At 57.6% G+C, this 20,609-nt stretch carries 25 protein-coding genes and 1 pseudogene; 3 read left to right on the top strand and 23 right to left on the bottom strand.

Going from position 1 to position 20,609, the window contains the following annotated elements:
* Nucleotides 1-59: 59 nt before the first annotated feature.
* From CH92_RS17210 to CH92_RS21910, 10 genes are all read right to left on the bottom strand, one after another.
* Nucleotides 60-347 carry a barstar family protein gene (locus tag CH92_RS17210; RefSeq protein ID WP_025243009.1) on the bottom strand — a complete coding sequence of 96 codons (288 nt, stop codon included), beginning with the start codon at nucleotides 345-347 and terminating at the stop codon, nucleotides 60-62.
* A gap of 123 nt (nucleotides 348-470) precedes the next feature.
* Entirely contained in the window at nucleotides 471-803 is a 333-nt protein-coding gene (locus tag CH92_RS21935) for a hypothetical protein (protein ID WP_144381028.1), read from the bottom strand.
* 395 nt (nucleotides 804-1,198) lie between these two features.
* Nucleotides 1,199-1,708, bottom strand: a complete 510-nt coding sequence (locus CH92_RS17205) for a hypothetical protein (RefSeq protein WP_025243008.1) — start codon at nucleotides 1,706-1,708, stop codon at nucleotides 1,199-1,201.
* Nucleotides 1,709-1,792: 84 nt separating this feature from the next.
* Nucleotides 1,793-2,398 carry a HEPN domain-containing protein gene (locus CH92_RS21930; RefSeq protein ID WP_144381026.1) on the bottom strand — a complete coding sequence of 202 codons (606 nt, stop codon included), beginning with the start codon at nucleotides 2,396-2,398 and terminating at the stop codon, nucleotides 1,793-1,795.
* Nucleotides 2,399-2,530: 132 nt separating this feature from the next.
* Nucleotides 2,531-2,989 carry a hypothetical protein gene (locus CH92_RS21925; RefSeq protein WP_144381024.1) on the bottom strand — a complete coding sequence of 153 codons (459 nt, stop codon included), beginning with the start codon at nucleotides 2,987-2,989 and terminating at the stop codon, nucleotides 2,531-2,533.
* A 74-nt stretch (nucleotides 2,990-3,063) separates the two neighbouring features.
* Nucleotides 3,064-3,627 carry a hypothetical protein gene (locus CH92_RS21920; protein WP_144381022.1) on the bottom strand — a complete coding sequence of 188 codons (564 nt, stop codon included), beginning with the start codon at nucleotides 3,625-3,627 and terminating at the stop codon, nucleotides 3,064-3,066.
* Nucleotides 3,628-4,817: 1,190 nt separating this feature from the next.
* Entirely contained in the window at nucleotides 4,818-5,510 is a 693-nt protein-coding gene (locus tag CH92_RS21915) for a hypothetical protein (RefSeq protein ID WP_144381020.1), read from the bottom strand.
* A gap of 108 nt (nucleotides 5,511-5,618) precedes the next feature.
* Nucleotides 5,619-5,984 (bottom strand): DUF4087 domain-containing protein, encoded by a 366-nt coding sequence (locus CH92_RS17200; protein WP_025243007.1) that lies wholly within the window; start codon nucleotides 5,982-5,984, stop codon nucleotides 5,619-5,621.
* 84 nt (nucleotides 5,985-6,068) lie between these two features.
* Nucleotides 6,069-6,410 (bottom strand): hypothetical protein, encoded by a 342-nt coding sequence (locus CH92_RS17195; RefSeq protein ID WP_025243006.1) that lies wholly within the window; start codon nucleotides 6,408-6,410, stop codon nucleotides 6,069-6,071.
* 85 nt (nucleotides 6,411-6,495) lie between these two features.
* Nucleotides 6,496-6,882 carry a hypothetical protein gene (locus tag CH92_RS21910; protein WP_144381018.1) on the bottom strand — a complete coding sequence of 129 codons (387 nt, stop codon included), beginning with the start codon at nucleotides 6,880-6,882 and terminating at the stop codon, nucleotides 6,496-6,498.
* A 153-nt stretch (nucleotides 6,883-7,035) separates the two neighbouring features.
* On the opposite strand from CH92_RS21910, the gene CH92_RS17190 reads away from it, so the two are divergent.
* Nucleotides 7,036-8,001, top strand: coding sequence for an integron integrase (locus tag CH92_RS17190; protein WP_025243005.1), 966 nt, complete (start codon nucleotides 7,036-7,038; stop codon nucleotides 7,999-8,001).
* Nucleotides 8,002-8,266: 265 nt separating this feature from the next.
* On the opposite strand, the gene CH92_RS17185 is transcribed toward CH92_RS17190, so the two are convergent.
* The 3 genes from CH92_RS17185 to CH92_RS17175 all read right to left on the bottom strand — a co-directional run bounded on the left by CH92_RS17185 (nucleotide 8,267) and on the right by CH92_RS17175 (nucleotide 10,576).
* Nucleotides 8,267-8,668 carry a VOC family protein gene (locus CH92_RS17185; protein WP_025243004.1) on the bottom strand — a complete coding sequence of 134 codons (402 nt, stop codon included), beginning with the start codon at nucleotides 8,666-8,668 and terminating at the stop codon, nucleotides 8,267-8,269.
* A gap of 166 nt (nucleotides 8,669-8,834) precedes the next feature.
* Complete coding sequence (locus CH92_RS17180; protein WP_025243003.1) at nucleotides 8,835-10,130, bottom strand: PQQ-dependent sugar dehydrogenase; 1,296 nt, start codon at nucleotides 10,128-10,130, stop codon at nucleotides 8,835-8,837.
* Complete coding sequence (locus CH92_RS17175; protein ID WP_025243002.1) at nucleotides 10,127-10,576, bottom strand: DUF2231 domain-containing protein; 450 nt, start codon at nucleotides 10,574-10,576, stop codon at nucleotides 10,127-10,129. Before CH92_RS17175 ends, CH92_RS17180 begins: the two co-directional genes overlap by 4 nt.
* Nucleotides 10,577-10,965: 389 nt before the next feature.
* Here CH92_RS17175 and CH92_RS17170 point away from each other — a divergent pair, with 389 nt between their 5' ends.
* Nucleotides 10,966-11,697 carry a GntR family transcriptional regulator gene (locus CH92_RS17170; RefSeq protein WP_025243001.1) on the top strand — a complete coding sequence of 244 codons (732 nt, stop codon included), beginning with the start codon at nucleotides 10,966-10,968 and terminating at the stop codon, nucleotides 11,695-11,697.
* A gap of 365 nt (nucleotides 11,698-12,062) precedes the next feature.
* Here the strand turns inward: CH92_RS17170 and CH92_RS17165 are convergent.
* The 5 genes and pseudogenes from CH92_RS17165 to CH92_RS17145 all read right to left on the bottom strand — a co-directional run.
* Nucleotides 12,063-12,434 (bottom strand): annotated as a pseudogene (locus tag CH92_RS17165) (hypothetical protein); the annotation flags it as partial.
* A gap of 152 nt (nucleotides 12,435-12,586) precedes the next feature.
* Complete coding sequence (locus tag CH92_RS17160) at nucleotides 12,587-13,417, bottom strand: NYN domain-containing protein (RefSeq protein ID WP_025242999.1); 831 nt, start codon at nucleotides 13,415-13,417, stop codon at nucleotides 12,587-12,589.
* Nucleotides 13,418-13,505: 88 nt separating this feature from the next.
* On the bottom strand, nucleotides 13,506-13,964 hold the full coding sequence (locus CH92_RS17155) for a DUF2214 family protein (protein WP_025242998.1): 459 nt from the start codon (nucleotides 13,962-13,964) through the stop codon (nucleotides 13,506-13,508).
* Between the two features lie 4 nt (nucleotides 13,965-13,968).
* Nucleotides 13,969-15,348: an MATE family efflux transporter gene (locus CH92_RS17150; protein WP_025242997.1), complete on the bottom strand. Its 1,380-nt coding sequence runs from the start codon at nucleotides 15,346-15,348 to the stop codon at nucleotides 13,969-13,971.
* 157 nt (nucleotides 15,349-15,505) lie between these two features.
* Nucleotides 15,506-15,799 carry a hypothetical protein gene (locus CH92_RS17145; protein ID WP_025242996.1) on the bottom strand — a complete coding sequence of 98 codons (294 nt, stop codon included), beginning with the start codon at nucleotides 15,797-15,799 and terminating at the stop codon, nucleotides 15,506-15,508.
* Nucleotides 15,800-16,008: 209 nt separating this feature from the next.
* On the opposite strand from CH92_RS17145, the gene CH92_RS17140 reads away from it, so the two are divergent.
* Nucleotides 16,009-16,944: an SdiA-regulated domain-containing protein gene (locus tag CH92_RS17140; RefSeq protein WP_025242995.1), complete on the top strand. Its 936-nt coding sequence runs from the start codon at nucleotides 16,009-16,011 to the stop codon at nucleotides 16,942-16,944.
* A 176-nt stretch (nucleotides 16,945-17,120) separates the two neighbouring features.
* Here CH92_RS17140 and CH92_RS17135 read toward each other — a convergent pair whose 3' ends face one another.
* The 5 genes from CH92_RS17135 to cra form a co-directional block, all read right to left on the bottom strand.
* Complete coding sequence (locus CH92_RS17135) at nucleotides 17,121-17,681, bottom strand: DUF4136 domain-containing protein (RefSeq protein ID WP_025242994.1); 561 nt, start codon at nucleotides 17,679-17,681, stop codon at nucleotides 17,121-17,123.
* Between the two features lie 26 nt (nucleotides 17,682-17,707).
* Complete coding sequence (locus CH92_RS17130; RefSeq protein ID WP_025242993.1) at nucleotides 17,708-18,313, bottom strand: DUF4136 domain-containing protein; 606 nt, start codon at nucleotides 18,311-18,313, stop codon at nucleotides 17,708-17,710.
* 20 nt (nucleotides 18,314-18,333) lie between these two features.
* Entirely contained in the window at nucleotides 18,334-19,083 is a 750-nt protein-coding gene (locus CH92_RS17125; protein WP_025242992.1) for a methyltransferase domain-containing protein, read from the bottom strand.
* A complete protein-coding gene (locus tag CH92_RS17120; RefSeq protein ID WP_025242991.1) occupies nucleotides 19,080-19,385 on the bottom strand; it encodes a nucleotide pyrophosphohydrolase in 306 nt (101 codons plus the stop codon). Before CH92_RS17120 ends, CH92_RS17125 begins: the two co-directional genes overlap by 4 nt.
* A 68-nt stretch (nucleotides 19,386-19,453) precedes the next feature.
* The gene (gene cra / locus CH92_RS17115) at nucleotides 19,454-20,455 is read right to left on the bottom strand and encodes a catabolite repressor/activator (RefSeq protein ID WP_025242990.1); all 1,002 of its coding nucleotides are present in this window, start codon (nucleotides 20,453-20,455) and stop codon (nucleotides 19,454-19,456) included.
* Nucleotides 20,456-20,609 lie beyond the last annotated feature (154 nt).

Below are 20,609 nucleotides of genomic sequence, written 5' to 3'. Positions count from 1 at the left end.
AAGCTAAGGGGCGGCGGAACGCCGTCCCAGCGAACGAAGTGAGCGCTTTGAGCGCATTGTTAGGTGACGTCACTCAGTGCTACTCGTACTTGTGGTGACTGTTCCTGTATTTCTTGTAGACGACGAAGGAAATTACCATCTTCTATAGAGGTAAGAGCCTCGGCGTGGATAAAAAGCAACTCCACATCGCCAGGCCAACCTGGCCCACCTGCCGAGATTGCATCCCAGAAAGCAGCCATATTTCTACCAAAGAAAACCGCGCCTTCAGGGCGCACTGTTTCGAGGTAGAGCTGCCAGAAACCCTCTTCATCGCCGACCTTTTGGCAGTCGATAACTATGGTGTCCATGCGTTACCTAACGTTTGGTAAAGGGGCGGGCTTTAGCCCGTCCCAGTGAGCGAAGCGAACGACTTGAACCGCTAGTTAGACCGCTAACAGACAAGCGGTTTTAGTTCAGATCAAGATTTTGCATTAGGCATCCGATACGTAAGCGCTCATGGACGCAGCTTTATGTTTAGTATACCCACCGACATAAATGCGAGCGTTTTCATAGGGTATTAGCTGATGCGCCGTTCCAGCTGATATATGAACATAAGCCCCAGAGTGCGCAGAAATTGGAAACCCATCAGCCTCAATCTCCAATTCACCGCTAATTACGAAAAAGTGAAGATCAGCATTATAAATGCACACGCCTAACGGTATCTCGTTTTCACAACATTCGTGCGGGAAGAGCCCCATTCCAATGATCTCTTTAACAATCTCATCGGAATTCTCGCCGTGGCCATTTTCAACAAGAATGCTCATAGGGCACCTAACGTTTGGTTAAGGGGCGGGCTTTAGCCCGTCCCAGCGAACGGAGTGAGCGGCTTGAACCGCTTGTTAGGCAGCGGAGCATAGCGGGCCTCGCTGGCTGATACCGCAAATGGCTGAGTGGATTCGAACGTTCAAACCAGTACGTGCTGACTGATTCACACCGCTGCATGCTTCTGGTGGCCAGAGTCGGAGCCAAAGCGCGCAAAAACGACGCGCTAGCGGGCACTGCGACGGATGCGTATTGAAAGAGAAACGGGCGGCGGAGAAACAAACTTCCATGTATGCACGAGCCTTAAAAGAAATGACGCCTAACGTTTGGTTAAGGGGCCGGCTTTAGCCGGTCCCGAGTGAGCGAAGCGAACGGCTTGAACCACTTGTTAGGCTGCTTAGCTAATTACGGGAACCCCCACGATATACGGAGGAAGCCCGGCAGGATATCGCTGCATAAAAAGCGGGAAATTCTTCTTGTAATTATCCGAGCTTTCTACGGCCTGCAGCCAATCTGTTGCGCCAGCCAATATATCTCCACAGAAAATAGCTGCATCAATGTTCAGGGCATCATTGAGCACATTGTTATGGAAAACATTGGAGGTTTGCCCAGGCTCGACGAACAGAATACGGCGGAACCCAAGCTTTGGATGTTGTGCTCGGCCCTGATGTAAAACCGCACACCGATAGAAATAGCATGCTTCGCCGGTCAGGGTTGCCCGACCACAAGCGAAATACTTTGGGGCAACGTATTTATCAAACCATGCAATGTACTTTGCCTTATTAGCCTGGCCGTCATCTGACTCCATTGCGCCGCAGATATCAGGGATCGTGAGGCTGGCATATAGCGCGAGATAGTACGCATGTCCGTTCACTGCTGCTTGGATTTGCGAAAGTAAATCTTTCATACCACTCCCTTTGGCCTAACGATTAAGCTAAGGGGCGGGCTTTAGCCCGTCCCAGTGAGCGAAGCGAACGATTTGAGCGCATTGTTAGATACCGTAGACGACTCGGTTCAGCTTGGATACCAAGTTTTCAATGAACTCAGAGCACTTGTTAGCATATGCAGGCTGCATATGACGAATTGCTCCATTGGCCTCTCTATCGCCTTCGTGGGCTATTTGATTTCTGCGTTTTACATAGTTAGCAAGAATACGCTTTAGATCTGAAGCACTAGTGTTAGGCCCAGACCATATTTGAGACACGGATTCAAAAACATTTTGATGACCAATTAGATCGTACCCTGCAATTATTTTTTCAGGAGCTTGATAGGATAAAAATGAAAGTGTCTTTTCATTCAGCCTCTCAGATAGCTCTAGGTAAATATTAGCTGCCGATATTATCGGGATTGCCTCTCTGAAGTTTGCTCCACTCTTTATGGGGATAATACTGGCCATCGCGTCACATAGAGACGGTGGAATAGAATCCATGCGTAGCGCTTGGGGGATTTGTTCTTTTAATACGGCATGGACGTACGCGTCTAAAGCCGAAAGTGAGGTGACTACAGCTGAGCGTGGCAGCCATAATAAGTCTTCGTTTTGTGGAGTCAGCCTCCCTCTTTGACCAAGCTGGCGGTGACCTCGCAGTTCTTTGTACATATCTGTCAGCTCTTGAGCTGCAGAAACGCTGTGTTGAAAGTGTTGGTAAGCGTTCATAAGGTATCTAACGTTTGGTTAAGGGGTCGGCTTTAGCCGGTCCCAGTGAGCGAAGCGAACGACTTGGACCATTTGTTAGCGGTTTTCACGCGATGCTTTGAATGAATATGTTGAAGGTTCAAGCCTAAACAAAATATCTGACAGCTTAATTTCAAATGGTAGTTTCTCGCGGCCTAAGCTTTCACGCATTGCTCTGCACAGGCGTGTGAACGCTAAAATTTCCTGTTCTTTTTCTAGCGTGCCGCCTTGAAGCCAGAATTTCTCTAGGCACTCAACAACCTCTGGACTGGCGCAAATACAAATTCTGGTTTTTGCGTCGTTCAGCGCACCGAGCTCTCCAATTTCATCTTGAGTGCGACCGGAACGCCGTGCCGAGAACAAAACAGATGTCGCATTAATAAAGTCTTTGTATGACTCCAATCTCAAGTTTGCCAGCTCATCATTGCGGCTTTTTCGCTCAGATAAATAATGCCCTATCAGGGCGCCTACAAGTCCTGTGACTATCGAAATAAGTACGGCTAGCGTAGATGTCATTTGAATACCGCTAACGTTTGGTTAAGGGGCGGGCTTTAGCCCGTCCTAGTGAGCGAAGCGAACGATTTGAACCGCTAGTTAGGTTTGCTGTGTATTTCTCTAAATTTAGAGGCCAATTCCAGTGCGGCTAAAGAATATTCTTTTGCATCGGAACTTTCGATTATTTCTGAGCTATGCGCAGCTTTGTTTCTGAGGTCTTTAAGCTTTGCATAAAGCTCGTAGGTGGATTGGCTTATTATCCCTTGCGTTTGCATTTCTCTAACTGCTGCGTTCCCAGATACTCGACCTTTGGCCCCTCTAACGGCTAAACCGCTATGCAGTGCTGCGGATATTGTTGCAAGCTCAACTTCACGCCAGGCATCTACAACTGCGCCATTAGGTGAAAGTTCAGCTAGACGCTGTAGTTGGATTCCTTTGGAGTCTAAAGTATTTGGCTCATTTATAAATTCGCTTTCTTCAGTTATTAGGCGCGCCTCTATTAGCTCGGCGCCAAACTCAGCTCTGACTCCTCCTGCTTCAACAGCGTTAATTCGTGCAATTAGCTTTAGAATCGGGGGTCTTAATGCAGAGGCAATGGCTAGCACTGTTATCGGCCATGCCAATATTTCAATAAGTTTGATTATTTGCTCAGCTTCCATGCGGATTCCTTTGCGAACCTAACGTTTGGTTAAGGGGCGGGCTTTAGCCCGTCCCAGCGAACGGAGTGAGCGGCTTGAACCGCTTGTTAGGCAGCGGAGCATAGCGGGCCTCGCTGGCTGATACCGCAAATGGCTGAGTGGATTCGAACGTTCAAACCAGTACGTGCTGACTGATTCACACCGCTGCATGCTTCTGGTGGCCAGAGTCGGAGCCAAAGCGCGCAAAAACGACGCGCTAGCGGGCACTGCGACGGATGCGTATTGAAAGAGAAACGGGCGGCGGAGAAACAAACTTCCATGTATGCACGAGCCTTAAAAGAAATGACGCCTAACGTTTGGTTAAGGGGCCGGCTTTAGCCGGTCCCAGCGAACGAAGTGAGCGACTTGAACCGCTTGTTAGGCAGCGGGGCAAAGCGGGCTTCGTTGATGAATACCCCACAGTGGCCGAACCCGAAAAAACCATCAAGCCCGAAATAGGTGACAGGTTCACACCTGTGCACGGTGCCAGTGCGCCAGCCTGGGCGAAGTTCGAGCGCGAGCCGGCACGGACAACACGGCGCACTTTAGTGCTGCGCAAAACTTGCAGAGTGGTGATTGAAGCGCCGGAAGATAAAACAACTTTCATACTTTGCAAGTGCCAAAAAAGAAATGACGCCTAACGTTTGGTTAAGGGGCGGGCTTTAGCCCGTCCCTAGTGAGCGAAGCGAGCGACTTGAACCAGTAGTTAGAAGTTCTCGCGCACGGATGACTTATTTTTAGGCTCCCAGTAACCGCCGCTGCCGTGATATGTCTCGGCGTGTAGGCGAAATTGCTCGCTGCAATTTGAACAATAAAAATTATATTCAACAATGTCGCCCCATGCTTCGCCTGATGCAACGGCTGAAAAAGAATATTGATTTATAGACTCGAGGTCTGGCAGTTCGATAATTGTGCCGTCTTCTAGGTTTTGCTTGGCGATTTTAATTGCTTTGAGTAAGTCGTTTGGCTGCCGAATCGGGTAGCGAACACAAAGATCGGAGCACTTTTCGCACGGCATCAGACGATAACCTCTAACACTGGAGTTAAGCCGCAGACCGTAGCGGAGCGAATGGTTGTGCAATAATGCGCGTAGCGCATGCACAACCGTTTGCGGAGCGTAGGGCTGTCGGCTTGAACGACCTGTTATGTGCTGCACGTTAATTGGCCCAAGATTATTTTATTGCTTTTGAAAGAGCATATGAATTAAAGACCCACCAAGAGCTTAAAAGTGGACTTATTAGTATTAATGCCACACCCGAATTTTTTGCGTATTCCATGTTTATCAGAATAAGGGACACAAAAAACTGAAACGAGGTATTGAATAACGATCCAACAAAAACAGTTTTGCTTAGTTTCCTGCGCTTTTTACTGAAAAGACGACCAAAACAAACCAACAAGACAAAATAACTAGCAATATTAGAAACTGTAAGGGTAGAGAAAAACAACAACCCAAATATGTCGTTGGTATTTACAAGCGTCGCGTAAATCAACATGAATGTGATTAACGCAACCCCTCCAGCTTGGGGCAAGACCAATAGCGCACTTAAAATCTTGAGTATCATTTCGCCACATTCTGAAAACACATAACGTTTGGTTAAGGGGCGGGCTTTAGCCCGTCCCAGCGAACGAAGTGAGCGGCTTGAACCGCTTGTTAGGCAGCGGAGCAAAGCGGGCCTCGCTGGCTGATGCTGCACAATGGCCGAATGGCTTCGAGGCTTCAAGCCAGTACGTGATGACTGATTCACACCGTTGCATGCTTCTGGTCCCCGAACTCGGAGCGCAGGCGGACAAAGGCGACGTGCTAAATGGAAGCGCAACGGATGCGTATAAAAAGCGGAACTGGCGGCGGCGAGACGAACTTCCATGTGTGCACGAGCCTTAAAAAGAAATGACGCCTAACGTTTGGTTAAGGGGCGGGCTTCAGCCCGTCCCAGTGAGCGAAGCGAACGATTTGAACCATTTGTTAGGGGAGTTCAGCGTAGGGGTATTTTGTCGTAAATGTTCGGATCTTCCAAACATTGCTTCAATAATAATTGCTCTCCACTGTAGACCTCCAATATTTCTGAGTTCTCTTTGTTCGTTTTGACGTTAAGGCAGACGCATGAAAAGCCGTAATAACCATTCGTGCGGACAAATTCATTTTGGTCAATGGTTGGCATATTTTCCATTGAGTCTTCGTTGATAAAGCCTCTGCCTTGTATTGATATCGTCCACTCAGATTCGCTATCAATTAACCATAGGTTTGCTGGCGTGGGATTTTCTAGCCAGCCACAGCGTTTTTCCGCTGACATGACGCTGAAAGGCAATACGACAAGTAGGATTGAGAGTACGCGATGCAATTTAGTGTTTTCCCTAACGTTCAGGTTAAGGGGCGGGCTTTAGCCCGTCCCGAGGGAGCGAAGCGAACGGTCTTGAACCGCATGTTAGGCATTTCCACTGGAGCTTGCCTTGAACTCTTGCCAGAGGATCCATAGGTCAGCACCGATTACGTTGTATGCCTCCAGTGGCCCAGCCATGTGCTCATCAAATAAACGGACAAATTCTCTATGGATAATGGCCGTAACCTCTGAAGAGCTTCTGCAAAGATGTAGCTGAGGTAGGATTGCATCTACTTCGGGGTCGTACTCATCCAGATTTTCTCCGAAATCAAGACCAGCGGGATCATGTTTGAAAAGCAAAGCCTCAGCTTTTTCGTAGAGAGACCCATAGGTTTCGCGCAATTCCTTACGCCGCTTTGCTACTGATGACACTTCGGATTCTGACATCTGCTGCGCCTAACGATTAAGCTAAGGGGCCGGCTTTAGCCGGTCCCAGTGAGCGAAGCGAACGATTTGAGCGCATTGTTGTACATCAACACACGTTAAAAAATAGGCTTCCATTTGACAGTGTAGGCGTAACTAAATATTTGAATGAACCTCTATCGCCTAGGTTTATTTGAAAATACCAAGGGGTGTTGGGGTTTTTCTTTTTTGCGGAAATCAGCCCGTCAATTATTTGTTGCTCATCAATTTGAAGCATGTCTAATTTCGAATGATCGCTGGCTAATTCAATTGCATCGGAATAGCAATTGGATTCTTTGTTTCTCACGCGAAGGTTCGATGATAGATCGACGGTTAGTAAAATTCCCTCTGCTGACTCATGTAAAAAAAATTCTGTGCCATTTAGGTTGTTTGAAAAATTACCGTGACTGTACGTGATTGAAATATGCGCTGCCGTTTTTCGTAGTATGCGCTTCACTAATGTCTCCTTGATGTACAACTGTAATTAGACACCAATTGGTGTATAAGACGCCGAACGGGCTTGGTGTATAACATTCCTTGTCATTGAGACTCTCCTTGTCTAGGCTGGGCGTTTCCGAGGGACGATGAATGTATAAAGGAGTTATACACCATGGATGGGAAGCCGCGTTTACTGGATCAGGTGCGAGAGCAGATCAGGCTCAAACATTACTCGATCAGAACTGAGCGTGTCTATTGTGAGTGGGTCAAGCGCTACGTTCGCTTTCATCAATACAGGCACCCGGCCGAGATGGGCGCGCCAGAGGTAGAAGCCTTTCTTTCCGACCTCGCCGTTCGCCGCGATGTGTCGGCTTCTACGCAGAACCAAGCATTGGCTGCGTTACTGTTTCTCTACAAGCAGGTTCTTAAGCAAGATTTACCCTGGCTGGGTGAAGTGGTGCGGGCAAAAAAGCCGGCTCGATTACCCGTTGTGCTTTCGATGGATGAGGTGCATCAGCTGTTGGAGCATCTGGATGGCGCAGTCGGGCTTGTTGCGCGGCTTCTATATGGCGGCGGTATGCGCCTCATGGAGGGCGTTCGACTAAGGGTCAAGGACGTCGATTTTGCTCGCAATGAAATCATTATTCGTGACGGCAAGGGCCAGAAGGATCGCGTTACGGTTCTGCCTGCGAGTCTGGTTGCGCCGCTTAAACAGCAAATTGCCCGCGTTCGCGCGATTCATAATCAAGAGCTGGCCGAGGGCAGGGGAGACGTTTATTTGCCCGACGCGCTGTCGCGTAAATATCCCAACGCCCCATGGGAGTGGGCCTGGCAGTACGTATTCCCAGCAGCGGGGCTGTCAGTGGATCCGCGTAGCGGCGCTGTGCGTCGACATCATCTTGATGAGAAGCGCGTGCAACGGGCCTTCAAGCGCGCGGTCATGGCGTCCGGCATAGCCAAGTTGGCGACGCCACATACGTTGCGACATAGTTTCGCCACCCACCTATTGGAGAGCGGGCAGGACATTCGCACCGTGCAGGCACTGCTGGGGCACGCCGACGTAAAAACAACGATGATCTATACGCACGTGCTCAACCGTGGTGGTTTGGCCGTGCTGAGCCCTCTGGATCGGATGTGATAGCGCCGGCTGGATATGGCAACCGCGGCGGTGATGTCGCGTTTGATTTAAAAGCAGAATCCTCCTAGCCCTCCCGGTAGCTCCAGTGCCCGATTGGTACCGCCGACTATCCGCACGCTACATTTTTCCGTGCGTCCGGAAGAAAGGTCATTGTCCAAGGCTCGGAACAGCCGGCCCGCGGCGTTGTGGTGAAGGGCCATCGGTCCAGTGCAATCACCTCAGGCGCTACGGTTGCAGCGAGCGAGCGAAACCTGGGCTTGGAGCGTCAACGCTGGCCGCACGGAAGCGCTTCATACAGTTCCAGCGGCAGGTTGTCAGGGTCGGCAAAAAAGGTGAATCGCTGCCCGGTGTATTCATCCACCCGAATCGGCTCGACGACCACGCCTTTGGCTTCGAGCGAGGCTTTGCACGCCGCCACGTCATTGACCAGAAACGCCAGGTGACGCAAGCCTTGCGCTTCCGGACGAGACGGGCGGGGCGGGGCATCGGGAAACGAGAACAGCTCGATCTGACCTCCATCCGGCAGGGCAAGGTCGAGTTTGTAGGATTGGCGCGTCTCCCGGTAATGCTCAGCGATGACGGCAAGGCCGAGCGTCTCGGTGTAAAAGCGCTTCGAGACGGAATAATCCGAACAGATGATCGCAGCGTGATGAATCGAGCGCAGCATGCGGATATCCAGCTAAGCGGTACGCAACAGTAAACCCTGGACGCGGTTGCGGTCCCCTCGCGCAGCGGGGGCCGCTATTCGGCCGTCCTGCCAACCGCGATCATTGGGCGCGGTATCAGCTGACGACCGTCAGGCCGTCGGCTTCGCTTGGTCAGTTACCCGCGCATCACTGCGTCCGTGTTACCCGCCACACGGTATTAGCGAGATCGTCCGCGACAATGAGCGCGCCGCTCGGGTCCACTGTCACCCCAACGGGGCGTCCCCTTGTCTTACCTTCGGCGGTCCTGAAGTCGGTGACGAAATCAACCGGGTCCCCGGAAGGTTTTCCGTTACTGAACGGCACGAAGACGACTTTGTAACCAGATGGGTTCTTTCGATTCCAGCTGCCGTGCTCGCCAACGAACACACCTTCAGCGAACTGCCCACCCATCGATGGCATGGAAAAGTCCAGGCCGAGCGCGGCGACATGGGCACCCAGCGCATAATCCGGCTTGATCGCGGATGCCACCTTATCGGGATCCTGTGGCCGCACCCGGTCGTCGACGTTCTGCCCCCAGTAACTGTACGGCCAGCCATAGAAGCCGCCTTCGCGTACCGAAGTGAGGTAATCCGGCACCAGATCCTCACCCAGCTCGTCCCGCTCGTTCGCAACTGCCCATAGCTGGTCAGAACCGGGTTGTATCGCCAGCGCTGTCGGGTTTCGCAGGCCAGTTGCGTAAGGCTTGTGGGCGCCCGTCTGCGCATCTATCTGCCATACCATGGCTCGGTCGATCTCAACCTCCATCCCGCGCTCGGTGATGTTGCTGTTGGAACCGATGCCAACGTACAGAAAGCGACCATCCGGGCTGACCGTAAGCGCCTTGGTCCAGTGATGGTTGACCTCGGACGGCAGGTCGGTGACCTTGGTGGGCTCGCCGCTGGCTTGGGTCTGGCCGTCCTGGTAGTCGAAGCGCACCAGTGCGTCCTGATTCGCCACATACAGGTTGCCGTCGTGGAAGGCCAGCCCGTACGGCGCGTTGAGGTTATCGGCGAACACGTTCTGGGTTTCGTACACCCCGTCGCCATCGCCATCACGCAGCAACGTCAGGCGATCACCACCTTTGACTGAGGTATTGCCTTTGGCCTTGATATAGCCGGCGATCACATCCTTCGGCTTGAGCTTGGCGGCGTTGCCACCCTTGCCTTCGGCCACAAGAATGTCGCCATTGGGCAGAACGAGCGTCTGACGCGGGATCTTCAGGTCAGTCGCGATGGCGGTGACGGCATAGCCCTGCGGCACCGTCGGCTTCTGATCACCCCACGGCGACGGTTCAGCAATCTTCATGCTCGGCAACAAGCCGCGCTGCGGCTCGGGAAGCTTGGGATCTGCGCCATGCGTTTGTGCAACGCTCTGGTCCTCGCCACCGCATGCGCTCAGAAACAACGCGACTGTCAGGGCGCTTAGTGGGCTCGCATATTTCATGCTTCACCTCCATCACGCAGGTTGGTGAAACCGATCCACGTCGCCGCACAGGCCAGCAGGGTCACGATTACCGACAGGACCAGGCCTCCGGGCATCGCTGCCCAGGCGTCCTTGGCATGCTCGAGCGCGTTGACGAAGCCCAGCACCCAGGTCACAAGCAACAGCACCAGGTACACCAGCGGCCGGCCCTTTTTATGATGCGCTCGGACCAAATTGACCAGCGCGAACAGAATCGCCAGCCCGCAAAAAACCAGGCCTCCGGCGATCAGCCACGACGAGAAATTGCTCCACTGAATTTCATAGGTGCGGTAGTAAGCGATGTCACTCAGCATGGCGCCGAGAAACAGGGGAACGGTCCCGGCCAGAAGCGTCGCATGCAGTGGGTTCGGTACGTGCCGGGAGATGCTATGTGTCGTGTGGCGAGTGTTGTGGGTGATAACGGTCACAAAGGCGTCCTCATCGCTGGGCAATTTGGCGGGCCGTCGTAGATGCGCTGGCCCGCCAGGTTTGCTCTGAATGTGCATAAGAGGGGATTGTGCCGCTGAGGTAATAGTTCACTCCGATTGGCGCGCCAGTGCGACCGGAATGATCGCCTCGGCACGCTGGCCGCCCGTTTGGATAGCTGATATTCAGCGGTCGCGGCGATGCGCTGTTGATTTCTCAGCCGCTCTATTTGTTCACGCTGGACACGCAGCCGCGCGGGTCCGATGAGCAGACCAGCGAGCGAGTCGAGGTCGCCCGAGCATGTTCGGCGGATGCTTTATTCGCCCCTTGGCTTGACCGGAGTTCGGCTGCGCTATGATGGCGTCCGTCAGGTCGAGGAGCGGGAGTCCCTATGAGTAAGCCGGGTCAGCGGGTCTTGATCGCGCTGCGCAAGATGATTGCCTCCGGGGAGTTGGCGGCGGGCGAGCGCATTGCAGAGATCCCCACGGCGGAGTTGTTGGAGGTATCCCGCACGCCGGTGCGCATTGCCTTCCGTACCCTGGAGCAGGAGGGATTGCTGGCCAAGAGCACCGGGCGCGGTTACACGGTGCGCGCGGTCAGCCCGGTCGAAATCGCCGGTGCGGTCGAGGTGCGCGGTGTGCTCGAGGGCTTGGCCGCGCGTCAGGCTGCCGAGCGCGGTATCGATGCCGAGGTGCGTCAGGCTCTACGCGAATGCCTCGACCAGGGTGACCGATTGTTCGAAAAAGGCTACGTGGTGGAGGAGGATCTAGAGGGCTACCACGAGCTGAACATGCGCTTCCATCAGCTGATTCTCACCGCCAGCGGCAATCCGGCCATCACCGACGCCCTGTCGCGTAACGACCACTTGCCGTTCGCCTCGGTCAGCTCGTTGGCGGTCGACCTGCACGACATGGCTCGCGAATATCGCCGCTTCAACTTCGCCCATATGCAGCACCACGCGGTGTTCGATGCCCTGGTCAACGGACAGGGCGCGCGGGCCGAGGCGATCATGCGTGAGCACGCCAACGCGACCCTGCGCTACGCGGAGGTGTTCGGCCCGGCCAAAACCGCCAGCGAAGGGCTGAAGGTGATCCACAAGGGGCAGACGGAAGACCGCGAGTAACGGCGGCCATGCCGAGCCACCCGACCGCATGGATGTTGCACGTAAACGGATCTACAGATTCAGCCAGCCGCCGAGCATCCGCAATAGGCCCTCGCCGCTGCCCGACGGACTTGTGGCATCTCAACGGGGGCGCGCGGCCCGGCTAATGCAGCACGTAGCTCAGACTGGTTGCGAACAGGCTGTGCCCGAACTGGCGCGATCTCCGTGTTCGTTTCTCGTGCTCGAACAATCGGTTCGACGGCCACTCAGCGGTCGCGGCTGGAGCCTTCCCGCGACCGCATCGCGCCATCCTCTGTGCCTGGTGCCGCAGGTGCTTCGGGGGTGGCGTCCGGCTCGCTGGACGGCACCGCAATCGGCTTTCCGACGCTCTGGTTGGCGGCGCGACAGGTCAGTTCCGCGAAGGGCTTGTCTGGCGAATAATCACCCGGCACCCGCTCGACCCGCTGACTGTTCGAGGTAACGGTGAAAACCGGTGGCGCCGAGGTGTCCGCCCGAGCTTCGTCCGGCACATGGAATTCACAGGTCACGCTGTCTCCGCTCTTGTTCATGACCCGGACCGCCCGAATCCCCACCAGCTCGACACCGGCCTCGGCGCTCGTCGAGGTGGGCACGCCCATGGCGCTGACCTCGACGTCGAGCCCGTTCAGGTGCGTGATGACCTCGGGTTTCGGTGTCTGGGCAAAAGCCATCGGCACGCAAAAGGCCACGCCGCAGGCGATGAGAAAGGGTTTGGTCATGTGAACCTCCTGGAGTGGTGTGTGCTTAGAAGGGGTCGATGGACGAGGGTTCGGCGCTGCTCAGTGGGATTGGTTCCAAATGATTGCGAATGCTGCTGCGGCGGCAGCGCACGCGGGTAAGTGCGCCGCGGTCAGGCTGGATGGCTGCGAGGCTATTTCGCGGATTTGAGATTGCGCGCATAAAGCGCCTTGCCGCCGGTGGAGGTGGTCCCGCGGGTTTCCAGTTCGAAGCGCTTGGGCTGGGATTTGATCAGGTCGCTGAGTTTCTTGTAGCCATAAAGCCGGGGGTCGAAAGCTGGGCGAAGCTTGCTGATGTTCGAGCCCAGCAGACCCAGCTGGACCCAATCATCTTCATCGTCCGCAATGTCGCTGAGAACCTTGGCGATGAAGTCCACCGGCACCTTCTGCGACTTGACCTGAGCGCTCTTGTCGGCGGCCTTGGTGTCTTCCTCGGCTTTCTCCGGCGTCACTTGCGTGGAAGGCTTTTCGCCATTGCTGGGCGGCTCCTGGGATGTCTTGGGCGCGTCGGCACGGAGGATTTCGGTGTAGATGAACTTGTCGCAGGCGGAGACGAACGGCGAGGGCGTCTTCTGTTCGCCGAACCCGTAGACGGTCAGGCCTTCCTCGCGCAGGCGGGCGGCCAGACGGGTGAAATCGCTGTCGCTGGAAACCAGGCAGAAGCCGTCGAAACGCCGGGTGTAGAGCAGGTCCATGGCATCGATGATCAACGAGCTGTCGGTGGCATTCTTGCCGGAGGTGTAAGCGAACTGCTGAATCGGCTGGATCGAATAATCGAGCAGCACTTTCTTCCAGCTGCCGAGGTTGGGCTTGGTCCAGTCGCCGTAGATGCGCTTGACGCTGGCGACGCCGTACTTGGCGATTTCCTCGAAAAGACCCTCGACGATGGCCGCCGGTGCGTTGTCGGCGTCGATCAATACGGCGAGGTGAATCTGCTGTCGGGTGCTGCTGGGCTTGGCGGCCATGAGGTCGTCCCTGAGTGGGTTTGGGTCGACCTTAACGTCAGTGGCGGGGCGTCGGCCAGAGGCAATGTGCGTTGCGGGGCTTCATGCCTTACTGCGCAATCACGCCGAAGCCCCGCGCCATCAAGGTGGCCAACAGCGGAATCAGTAACAGGGCAAGCAGTTCGACGCGGATGATCAGCTTCACCCAACGGGTCGCCGCTGGGGTGATGGACGGGAGCTGGCCGGCCTTCAGCGCGGGGCGCCAGCGCAGAAAGGTGACGGTGGGGTAGATGGACAACAGCGCGACGACCACGAACACACCGATCTTGGCGTGAAAGAAGCTGTTGTTGAGGTAGTAGTCCATGCCCTTGCCGTAGCGCATGGCGCGGGCGGCGCCGGTGACCAGCACCAGGCCGGCGACGATGCCGAATGCAGTATCGGCGCGGAACAGGCTGCGTGCCCGCTTGAGGTTCAGCGGCTGGTTGAACAACTGATGCTCCAGCACCAGAAGCGCGAAGAGCAGGAAGATCGCCACGAAGTGCAGGTAGGCAGCGACGGCGTAGGCCATTTATTCAGTGTCCTTTCGATAGGGTTGCTGCCGATGCCGCATGGGTCGAGTGGAACCATTGCTGCTGGCGCTGCAGGCGTCGGGCGATGCTGGCAAGGCAGATACCCCGCAGCAGCATGAAGGCGAGAAACGCCAGCCACAATCCATGATTGCCCATTGCACGCAGCAGCCAAGCCAATGGTAGCGAAATCGCCACGGCAAGAAGCATCGCGTTACGCATTTCTCGCGCACGCGTGGCGCCGATGAAGAGACCGTCGAGCAGATAGCTCCAGACCGCGACCAGGGGCAGCACGGCCAGATAAGGCAGGTAGACGATCGCCATTTCGCGCACGGCGGGAATGTCGGTCTGCAGGCCGATGAACAGCTCGCCGCCCAGCAGAAAGAACAGGCCGAAGGCGAGGCTGGCGAGCAATGACCAGCCGCCGGCAACGGTGAGGATACGGCGCAACTCGGTCCGATTCTGCGCCCCGATGGCATGGCCACTGAGGGCTTCTACCGCATGAGCCAGCCCGTCGAGCGCATGGGCGGTGAGCATCAGACCATTGAGCAACAGCGCGTTGGCGGCGACGGTGGCATCGCCCAGGCGGGTCCCTTGGACCGTGACCAGGAAAAACACCAATTGCAGCGCCAGCGATCGCAGGAATATGTCGCGGTTGACGGACATAAGGGGTTTCCAGCTCGCCCAGCGACGCAGTGCATGGCGGTCCAGGCGACCGGGATAGCGCAACAGGGCGCCGCGGGTAAGCGCCAGGCCGATCACCACGCCGCTCCACTCGGCGATCACCGAGGCGCGTGCGGCGCCGGCCACGCCCCAGTCCAGTCCGATGACGAACCAGAGGTCCAGGGCGACGTTGGTCAGGTTGGTGGTGAGCAGGATAGCCAGCGGTGCGCGGGCGTTCTGGGTTCCGAGAAACCATCCGATCAGCGCCAGGTTCGCCAGTGCTGCGGGCAAGCCGAACAGGCGCGTATGGAAGTAGTGCTGCGTCAGGCTGTCGAGTTCGGCCGAGGGTTGCATCAACTGCAGGGCATAGCCCTTGAGCGGCAGGGCGACCAGGCTCAGCAACAGCGCAAAGCCGAGCGCCAACATCAGGCCTTGCAGCAGAACCTGGCGCAGGGCGCCACCATCGTTGCGCCCCGCGGCCTGGGCGGCGAAGCCGGTGGTGCCCATGCGCAGAAAGCCCATGACCCAAACCAGCAGGGTGTAGAGACTACCGCCCACCGCGACCGATGCCAGCTGATGAGCATGCGGCAGATGGCCGATCACGGCGCTGTCGACCAGGGCGACCAGCGGTACGGACAGGTTGGACAGAATCATCGGCGCAGCCAACGCCCAGACCCGTTTATGAGTGGGGACGTGCTGCCAGGCGGTCAGTAGCCGTGACATGTAAAACTCCAGGACAGCGGAGCATGATACGTCGCGGTCGCCCTGAACGCAGCCCGAGCACGGCATGAATGGGAAGGCTGCGGTAACTGCCTGCGCGTGAGTGAGCGATAGGAAGACGCGGCGGGCGCGGCTGGGTCGCCGCGACGGGCGGGAAGGCTCAGTGAATCAACCAGCTCAACAGCCACAGCCCCAGAAACAGATAGATCACCCCCGCGATGATCGAGCGCCGAATGAAAGCGCGAACGGCCGCGACCAGTAGCATCAGGCCGATCGCCAAGGCGATCAGACTGATCAGCGAGCGGTCCATGCCCAGTGTTCTCGACAGCCCTTCCAGGAAGTTGGCCCCGGCGTCGGCGAACAGGCCAAAAAAACCGCTGAGCGCATCGACGATATAGCGAATGATCGTGCCGAGTGCCTGGCCCAACCATTCGAAAAAACTTTCCACCCGCATGGTGCTCTCCTGCCGTGATCGGGGACTGCAAGCGTAGCCGCTCCTCGGGGCATTGGGCTATCAATCCGTCCGGCAGTTCCCACGGTTGGGGTTGAACCTGCTTCCAGGTGGTGGGTCAGTACAGGCTGATTGGCGCTTTATTGGTCACCGTCACGCAATTGCAATCCTTTCCGAGCAGGCTGTTCGCCATTGCTCTAGCGAGAAAATATATGCCATTCGTTACTGATGCGCGGCCGCAGTGGCTGCCGGGAACACGCCCCGGCGCCTGGGCGCTGGGTCTGCTGGCGGTTGGTCTGCTCTACGCGACGGCGACCTTTCATCTCGATGAGCGGGTGTTTTATTCGCTGCAATCGGCTTGGCACGAAGACAGCCGCCAGGCGCGCAGCCTTTGGTTGCCGGAATATAAAGTGCGTATCGAGGCGCAGCCGGTGGCGTCGGTGGGCGACAATCTCTCCGGGCTGACCTTCGATGAACGCCGCAACCACCTCTGGGCGGTGGTGAACAATCCCGAAGAACTGGTGGCCCTGGACCTGAACGGCGAGTTCATTGCGCGTTATCCGCTGAAGGGCTTTACCGACGTCGAAGGCATTACCTACCTGGGCGACAACCTGCTGGCGGTCGCCGAAGAGCGCAGCCAGTCGATCGTGATCCTGCCGGTCCCGGCGCAACACGGTGATCTGCGGCGTGCAGACTATGCGTCGGTCTCGTTGCCGACGGGAGCGTCGGATAATTCGGGGTTCGAGGGCTTGGGCTACGATCGTGAAGGCGATCGGCTCTTCGTGGTCAAGGAGCATTCGCCGCGCAAGCTCTATGAGATTCAGGGCGTCAAGGCCAGCCTGCATGGCCAGCTGAACCTGAAGATCATCGATCGCGAGGCATGGATAGCGGACAAGGACATGGCCAGCGATCTGGCCTCGGTGCACTTCGATGAGCGCACTGGCCATCTGGTGCTGCTCAGCGAGGAAGCGAAAATGGTGCTGGAGCTCGATGGCCAAGGCGATCTGGTCAGTTTTCGCTCGCTGTGGAGCGGGTTCGCGGGGCTGAAAAACAGTGTGCCGCAGGCCGAGGGCATGACTTTCGACGCGCACGGCAACCTCTATCTCGTCAGCGAGCCCAACTTGTTCTACGCCTTCGAGCGCAAATAGCCATTCGCTCGCTCCGCCGCTCCGCCGCTCCGCCGCGGCGAATCATCCATGTTTACCGAAGATCTGCAGCAGGCCGGCAAGCTTGCCGAGGCGCTTCGAGGATTGTCGAAACCCCGCCCAGCTGAAGCGATCGAGGCGCATCGCCATGCCCGATTGTCCGCGGGCTGAATGTTGATTCAGTGTGGCGGGTACTGCGAAAGCACCTTCGTAACGGTTTCACGGAACATTCCGGCGCGCTCCTGCGGGTCGCCGGGATTGTCGCGCAGGACCTGTTCGGCACTGCCGCGCCAGACGAGCTTGCCGTCAGCGGCATCGTAGAAGTCCACCTGCAAGGTGCCGACCTGGTAATGGATGGTGCGCGTATCGGTGAACATTGGCCCGCCCCAGAAGCCGTTCCAGGGGCTGCCCCAGGCCCCCATCGAGGAAGTGGTGTACTGCTGGGAGCGCTGATCGACGATGAACCAGGCCTGGATCAGTACGTCAGACTGGCTGCCGGCCGCGGCCTGGCGCAGGCCGCGCTGGTCGAGCTGCTCGCTCACCGCACTGCGGATGCGCTGCTCGGTGAGGTCGCTCTTGATCCTTGGGTCGTCCGGGCGATATTGCAGCGCCGGCTCTTTCCAGCTCCAACTGCGATACGCGGAAAAGTCCCGCTGTGGATCGAAGTCGCGTTGCACCTGCGTACTCTGGCAGGCCGCCAGGAGCAACAGCAGGGGAAGCATTATCAATTGCCGCACCATATCGATTCTCCTCAACGAACCTGCATTCAGCGCGGAGGATAGTCCGCCAGCGCGCGATTCACCGCTTCTCGTGCCGCGTCCTTGCGCTCGGCCTGCTTGTCGCCGCTGCGGGCCTCGGCGCGGTTGCTCCAGACCGTCTGGCCGGAGGCGCTGTCGATCATCTCGACGCGCACGGTGACGACTTGCTCTTCATAGTTACGGACCAACGGCGCGCTGACGCCAATGCCGGAACCGTAGCCGGGGCCATATCCGCCATAGCGACCGGCACCGATGTGGCTGCCGTAATCGTCGTAAACCTGTCGTACACGCGTCTCCATCTGCGCGCTGGCGCTGATCTGCACGTCGCCTTTGGTCCCTGTAGACGCCGGGCGCAGACCGCGCTGATCGAGGGCGCCGGCAACCATCTCCTGCAACTCCTCGCCGGCAAGCGACGCGGTACCTGCCGGCGGGTTACGCCAGCTCCAGTTCTGGTAAGCAGAGAAATCCCGGGGCGCGGCCGGGTAGGTGGGCGACTGGATATGTTCGACCGGCGGGGCCGGTGGAATCGGCGCGGACTCGCTGTTGTAGGGATTGCTGCTCTGGCAGGCCGCGAGGCTGAGGCAGAGCAGGGGCAACGCAGCACGCATCAACATGATGACCTCCCGGCCGGCGCTCAGCTCGGCCGGCACAGCCAGTGCAAGTAACGCCCGAGACCGGCGAAGGCGGGATGGCGGCGGTAGGCCAGTTCCATCTCGATCAGATCGGCAGGCTCGGTGCGGGCCTGGAAATCGGCGGGCATGTAATCGTGAAATACCCGCACGCCACTGTTTGCTTCGACCCGCCAGTGCGGTGCGAGTTGCGCCGCCAGTTCGCGCGGGTCGAGCGGCTGCTGTGGCGTCAGGCTCTGGCGCTCGCCAGCAAAGGATTGCGTGCGCAACTTCTTGAAGTGCCCTTTGAGCAGGTTGCGGTAGATCAGCGCATCGCGGTTGTAGAAGGCCAGCGACAGCCAGCCGTCGGCTGCGGTCAGGCGATGCAGCACCGGCAGGATCGCCTGCGGTTCGGCCAGCCACTCCAGCACGGCGTGGCAGATGACCAGATCGAAACGGCCCTCGACGTGGTTTTCCACGTCTTGCCAGGGCGCCTGGATAAAGGTGGCGTGCTGGCCTGCTTCGGCAAATCGCTCGCGTGCGCCTTCGAGCATTGGCTCGGCGGGTTCGGCGAGCGTCACCTGATGACCTTGCTGCGCCAGCCAGAGGCTCATGTGGCCGAGGCCGGCGCCGATATCCAGCACCCGCAGCGGGCGCCCCGGCAGAATCTCCGTCAGGTCCGCCTGCAAAACGGCGAGACGGATTGCGCCCTTGGCGCCACCGTAGATCTTCTCGGCGAAGCGCGTGGCCAGCTCGTCGAAATGGCGGTCGCTCATCGGGCGAACCGCCGCTCGTTGTCGGCCAGCTTGGCCAGCAGCGCCTGCTCCATGTCGATGCCCAGCTCGCTGCACATCAGCAACAGGTACATGAGGATGTCGCCGACTTCCTGCCCAGCGTGTTCAAGCGTGTCGGCCGACAGTTGACGCGACTCGTCCTCGTTCAGCCACTGGAATATTTCCACCAGCTCGGCCATTTCCACGCTGGCGGCCATGGCCAGATTCTTCGGACTGTGAAAGCGCTGCCAGTCGTTGCGATCGCGGATCGCATGCAGGCGTTGGGTAATCTGTTCGATGTTCATCAGCAAGCGGCTCGTTCGGAGGCGGCTAGCTTCCGTCACTGCGCCGCTACCCGCAAGGGGCAGGCGCCTCAGGCCGGCGCGTCTGTGCGGCGCACCTTGAGCACCCGTGCAACGGCGCGTTCGCCAGACTGGTAGTCGCCCTGCTCGATGGCGCGAATCGCCTGGTCCAGCGCCAGCTCGGCGATCTGCGTGTGTTGTTGAGAAATGGCGTTGACCCGGATCGGCAGGAAATCCAGCAACTGCGCATCGCCGAAAGTGCCTAGGCGCAAGGCTTCGGGCCATAACAGTTGACGCTCCTGCAGGGCATCGAAGACGCCCTCGAGCAATACATAGGCGGTGGTGATCAGCGCGTCGGGCAACGGGCCGCGGTCGAGCAGAGCGAGCATCTGCTCGCGGCCGCACGCACGGCTGAACTGCTCGGCCTGCAGCACGCTGACCTGCCCCCGGTGATGCGCCAGGGCCTGGCGGAAGCCCTGCTCGCGCTGTTGGCTGATGCGTAAGGTCGGTCGCGCACTGATGAGCGCGACATGCGCATCTATCGGCGCATGCAGTGAATGGGTCAGCTGGGTGGCGGCTTCCTTGTCATCGCTGACTACCGAACAGAAATGCTCGGCATCCAGTGCCCGGTCGAGGGCGATGATGGGCGTACCGCCGCTCAACAGCTTGCGGTAGCTGGCGTCATCCGCCGGCAGGCAGCTGGCAACGATCAGTGCATCGCAGCGGCGCGAGCGCAGCACCTGAATGACCTGGCGTTCGGTGTCCGGTTCGTCATCGGAACCGACGATCAGTAGCTGATACCCCCGTTGGCGGGCACGCTGTTCGAGCAGTTTGGCCAGGCGCGCATAGCTGGGGTTTTCCAGGTCCGGGACGATGAAACCGAGCGTTCGCGACAGCCCGCGACGCAGGCCCGCAGCTTGCTGGTCGAGCTGGAAGCCTTGCTGCTCGGCCACGGCCATGACCCGCTCGACGGTGGTCTGGCTGATCCGCCGCTGCGTCGCTTTGCCATTGAGTACGTAGCTGGCGGTGGTCAGTGAGACGTTAGCGAGGCGGGCGATGTCGATCAGTTTCAAAAGCAATCCAGGTCTGAGACGGGTGGTGCGCATTCGGGCTTCTAGAATCACTCAATATTGCGTAATGTGCCAGCCTAAGGTGAAACGTTTCAGCAGCTGACCGGTCATAAGCGCCAGCCCGGTATCCGGCGATTCCGGGACCCTGTCGATTGCA

This window comes from Stutzerimonas stutzeri (assembly GCF_000590475.1).
GTDB lineage: Bacteria > Pseudomonadota > Gammaproteobacteria > Pseudomonadales > Pseudomonadaceae > Stutzerimonas > Stutzerimonas stutzeri_D.
The sequence above is the reverse complement of the archived record's forward strand: the minus strand, read 5'-3'. Positions and strand labels throughout refer to the sequence as shown.

What these genes read in the sequence shown, in the direction of transcription:
- CH92_RS17210 (WP_025243009.1), bottom strand. Translation starts at nt 347, where the DNA reads ATGGACACCATAGTTATCGACTGCCAAAAGGTCGGCGATGAAGAGGGT.
- CH92_RS21935 (WP_144381028.1), bottom strand. Translation starts at nt 803, where the DNA reads ATGAGCATTCTTGTTGAAAATGGCCACGGCGAGAATTCCGATGAGATT.
- CH92_RS17205 (WP_025243008.1), bottom strand. Translation starts at nt 1,708, where the DNA reads ATGAAAGATTTACTTTCGCAAATCCAAGCAGCAGTGAACGGACATGCG.
- CH92_RS21930 (WP_144381026.1), bottom strand. Translation starts at nt 2,398, where the DNA reads ATGTACAAAGAACTGCGAGGTCACCGCCAGCTTGGTCAAAGAGGGAGG.
- CH92_RS21925 (WP_144381024.1), bottom strand. Translation starts at nt 2,989, where the DNA reads ATGACATCTACGCTAGCCGTACTTATTTCGATAGTCACAGGACTTGTA.
- CH92_RS21920 (WP_144381022.1), bottom strand. Translation starts at nt 3,627, where the DNA reads ATGGAAGCTGAGCAAATAATCAAACTTATTGAAATATTGGCATGGCCG.
- CH92_RS21915 (WP_144381020.1), bottom strand. Translation starts at nt 5,510, where the DNA reads ATGGAAGTTCGTCTCGCCGCCGCCAGTTCCGCTTTTTATACGCATCCG.
- CH92_RS17195 (WP_025243006.1), bottom strand. Translation starts at nt 6,410, where the DNA reads ATGTCAGAATCCGAAGTGTCATCAGTAGCAAAGCGGCGTAAGGAATTG.
- CH92_RS17190 (WP_025243005.1), top strand. Translation starts at nt 7,036, where the DNA reads ATGGATGGGAAGCCGCGTTTACTGGATCAGGTGCGAGAGCAGATCAGG.
- CH92_RS17185 (WP_025243004.1), bottom strand. Translation starts at nt 8,668, where the DNA reads ATGCTGCGCTCGATTCATCACGCTGCGATCATCTGTTCGGATTATTCC.
- CH92_RS17180 (WP_025243003.1), bottom strand. Translation starts at nt 10,130, where the DNA reads ATGAAATATGCGAGCCCACTAAGCGCCCTGACAGTCGCGTTGTTTCTG.
- CH92_RS17170 (WP_025243001.1), top strand. Translation starts at nt 10,966, where the DNA reads ATGAGTAAGCCGGGTCAGCGGGTCTTGATCGCGCTGCGCAAGATGATT.
- CH92_RS17160 (WP_025242999.1), bottom strand. Translation starts at nt 13,417, where the DNA reads ATGGCCGCCAAGCCCAGCAGCACCCGACAGCAGATTCACCTCGCCGTA.
- CH92_RS17155 (WP_025242998.1), bottom strand. Translation starts at nt 13,964, where the DNA reads ATGGCCTACGCCGTCGCTGCCTACCTGCACTTCGTGGCGATCTTCCTG.
- CH92_RS17150 (WP_025242997.1), bottom strand. Translation starts at nt 15,348, where the DNA reads ATGTCACGGCTACTGACCGCCTGGCAGCACGTCCCCACTCATAAACGG.
- CH92_RS17145 (WP_025242996.1), bottom strand. Translation starts at nt 15,799, where the DNA reads ATGCGGGTGGAAAGTTTTTTCGAATGGTTGGGCCAGGCACTCGGCACG.
- CH92_RS17140 (WP_025242995.1), top strand. Translation starts at nt 16,009, where the DNA reads ATGCCATTCGTTACTGATGCGCGGCCGCAGTGGCTGCCGGGAACACGC.
- CH92_RS17135 (WP_025242994.1), bottom strand. Translation starts at nt 17,681, where the DNA reads ATGGTGCGGCAATTGATAATGCTTCCCCTGCTGTTGCTCCTGGCGGCC.
- CH92_RS17130 (WP_025242993.1), bottom strand. Translation starts at nt 18,313, where the DNA reads ATGTTGATGCGTGCTGCGTTGCCCCTGCTCTGCCTCAGCCTCGCGGCC.
- CH92_RS17125 (WP_025242992.1), bottom strand. Translation starts at nt 19,083, where the DNA reads ATGAGCGACCGCCATTTCGACGAGCTGGCCACGCGCTTCGCCGAGAAG.
- CH92_RS17120 (WP_025242991.1), bottom strand. Translation starts at nt 19,385, where the DNA reads ATGAACATCGAACAGATTACCCAACGCCTGCATGCGATCCGCGATCGC.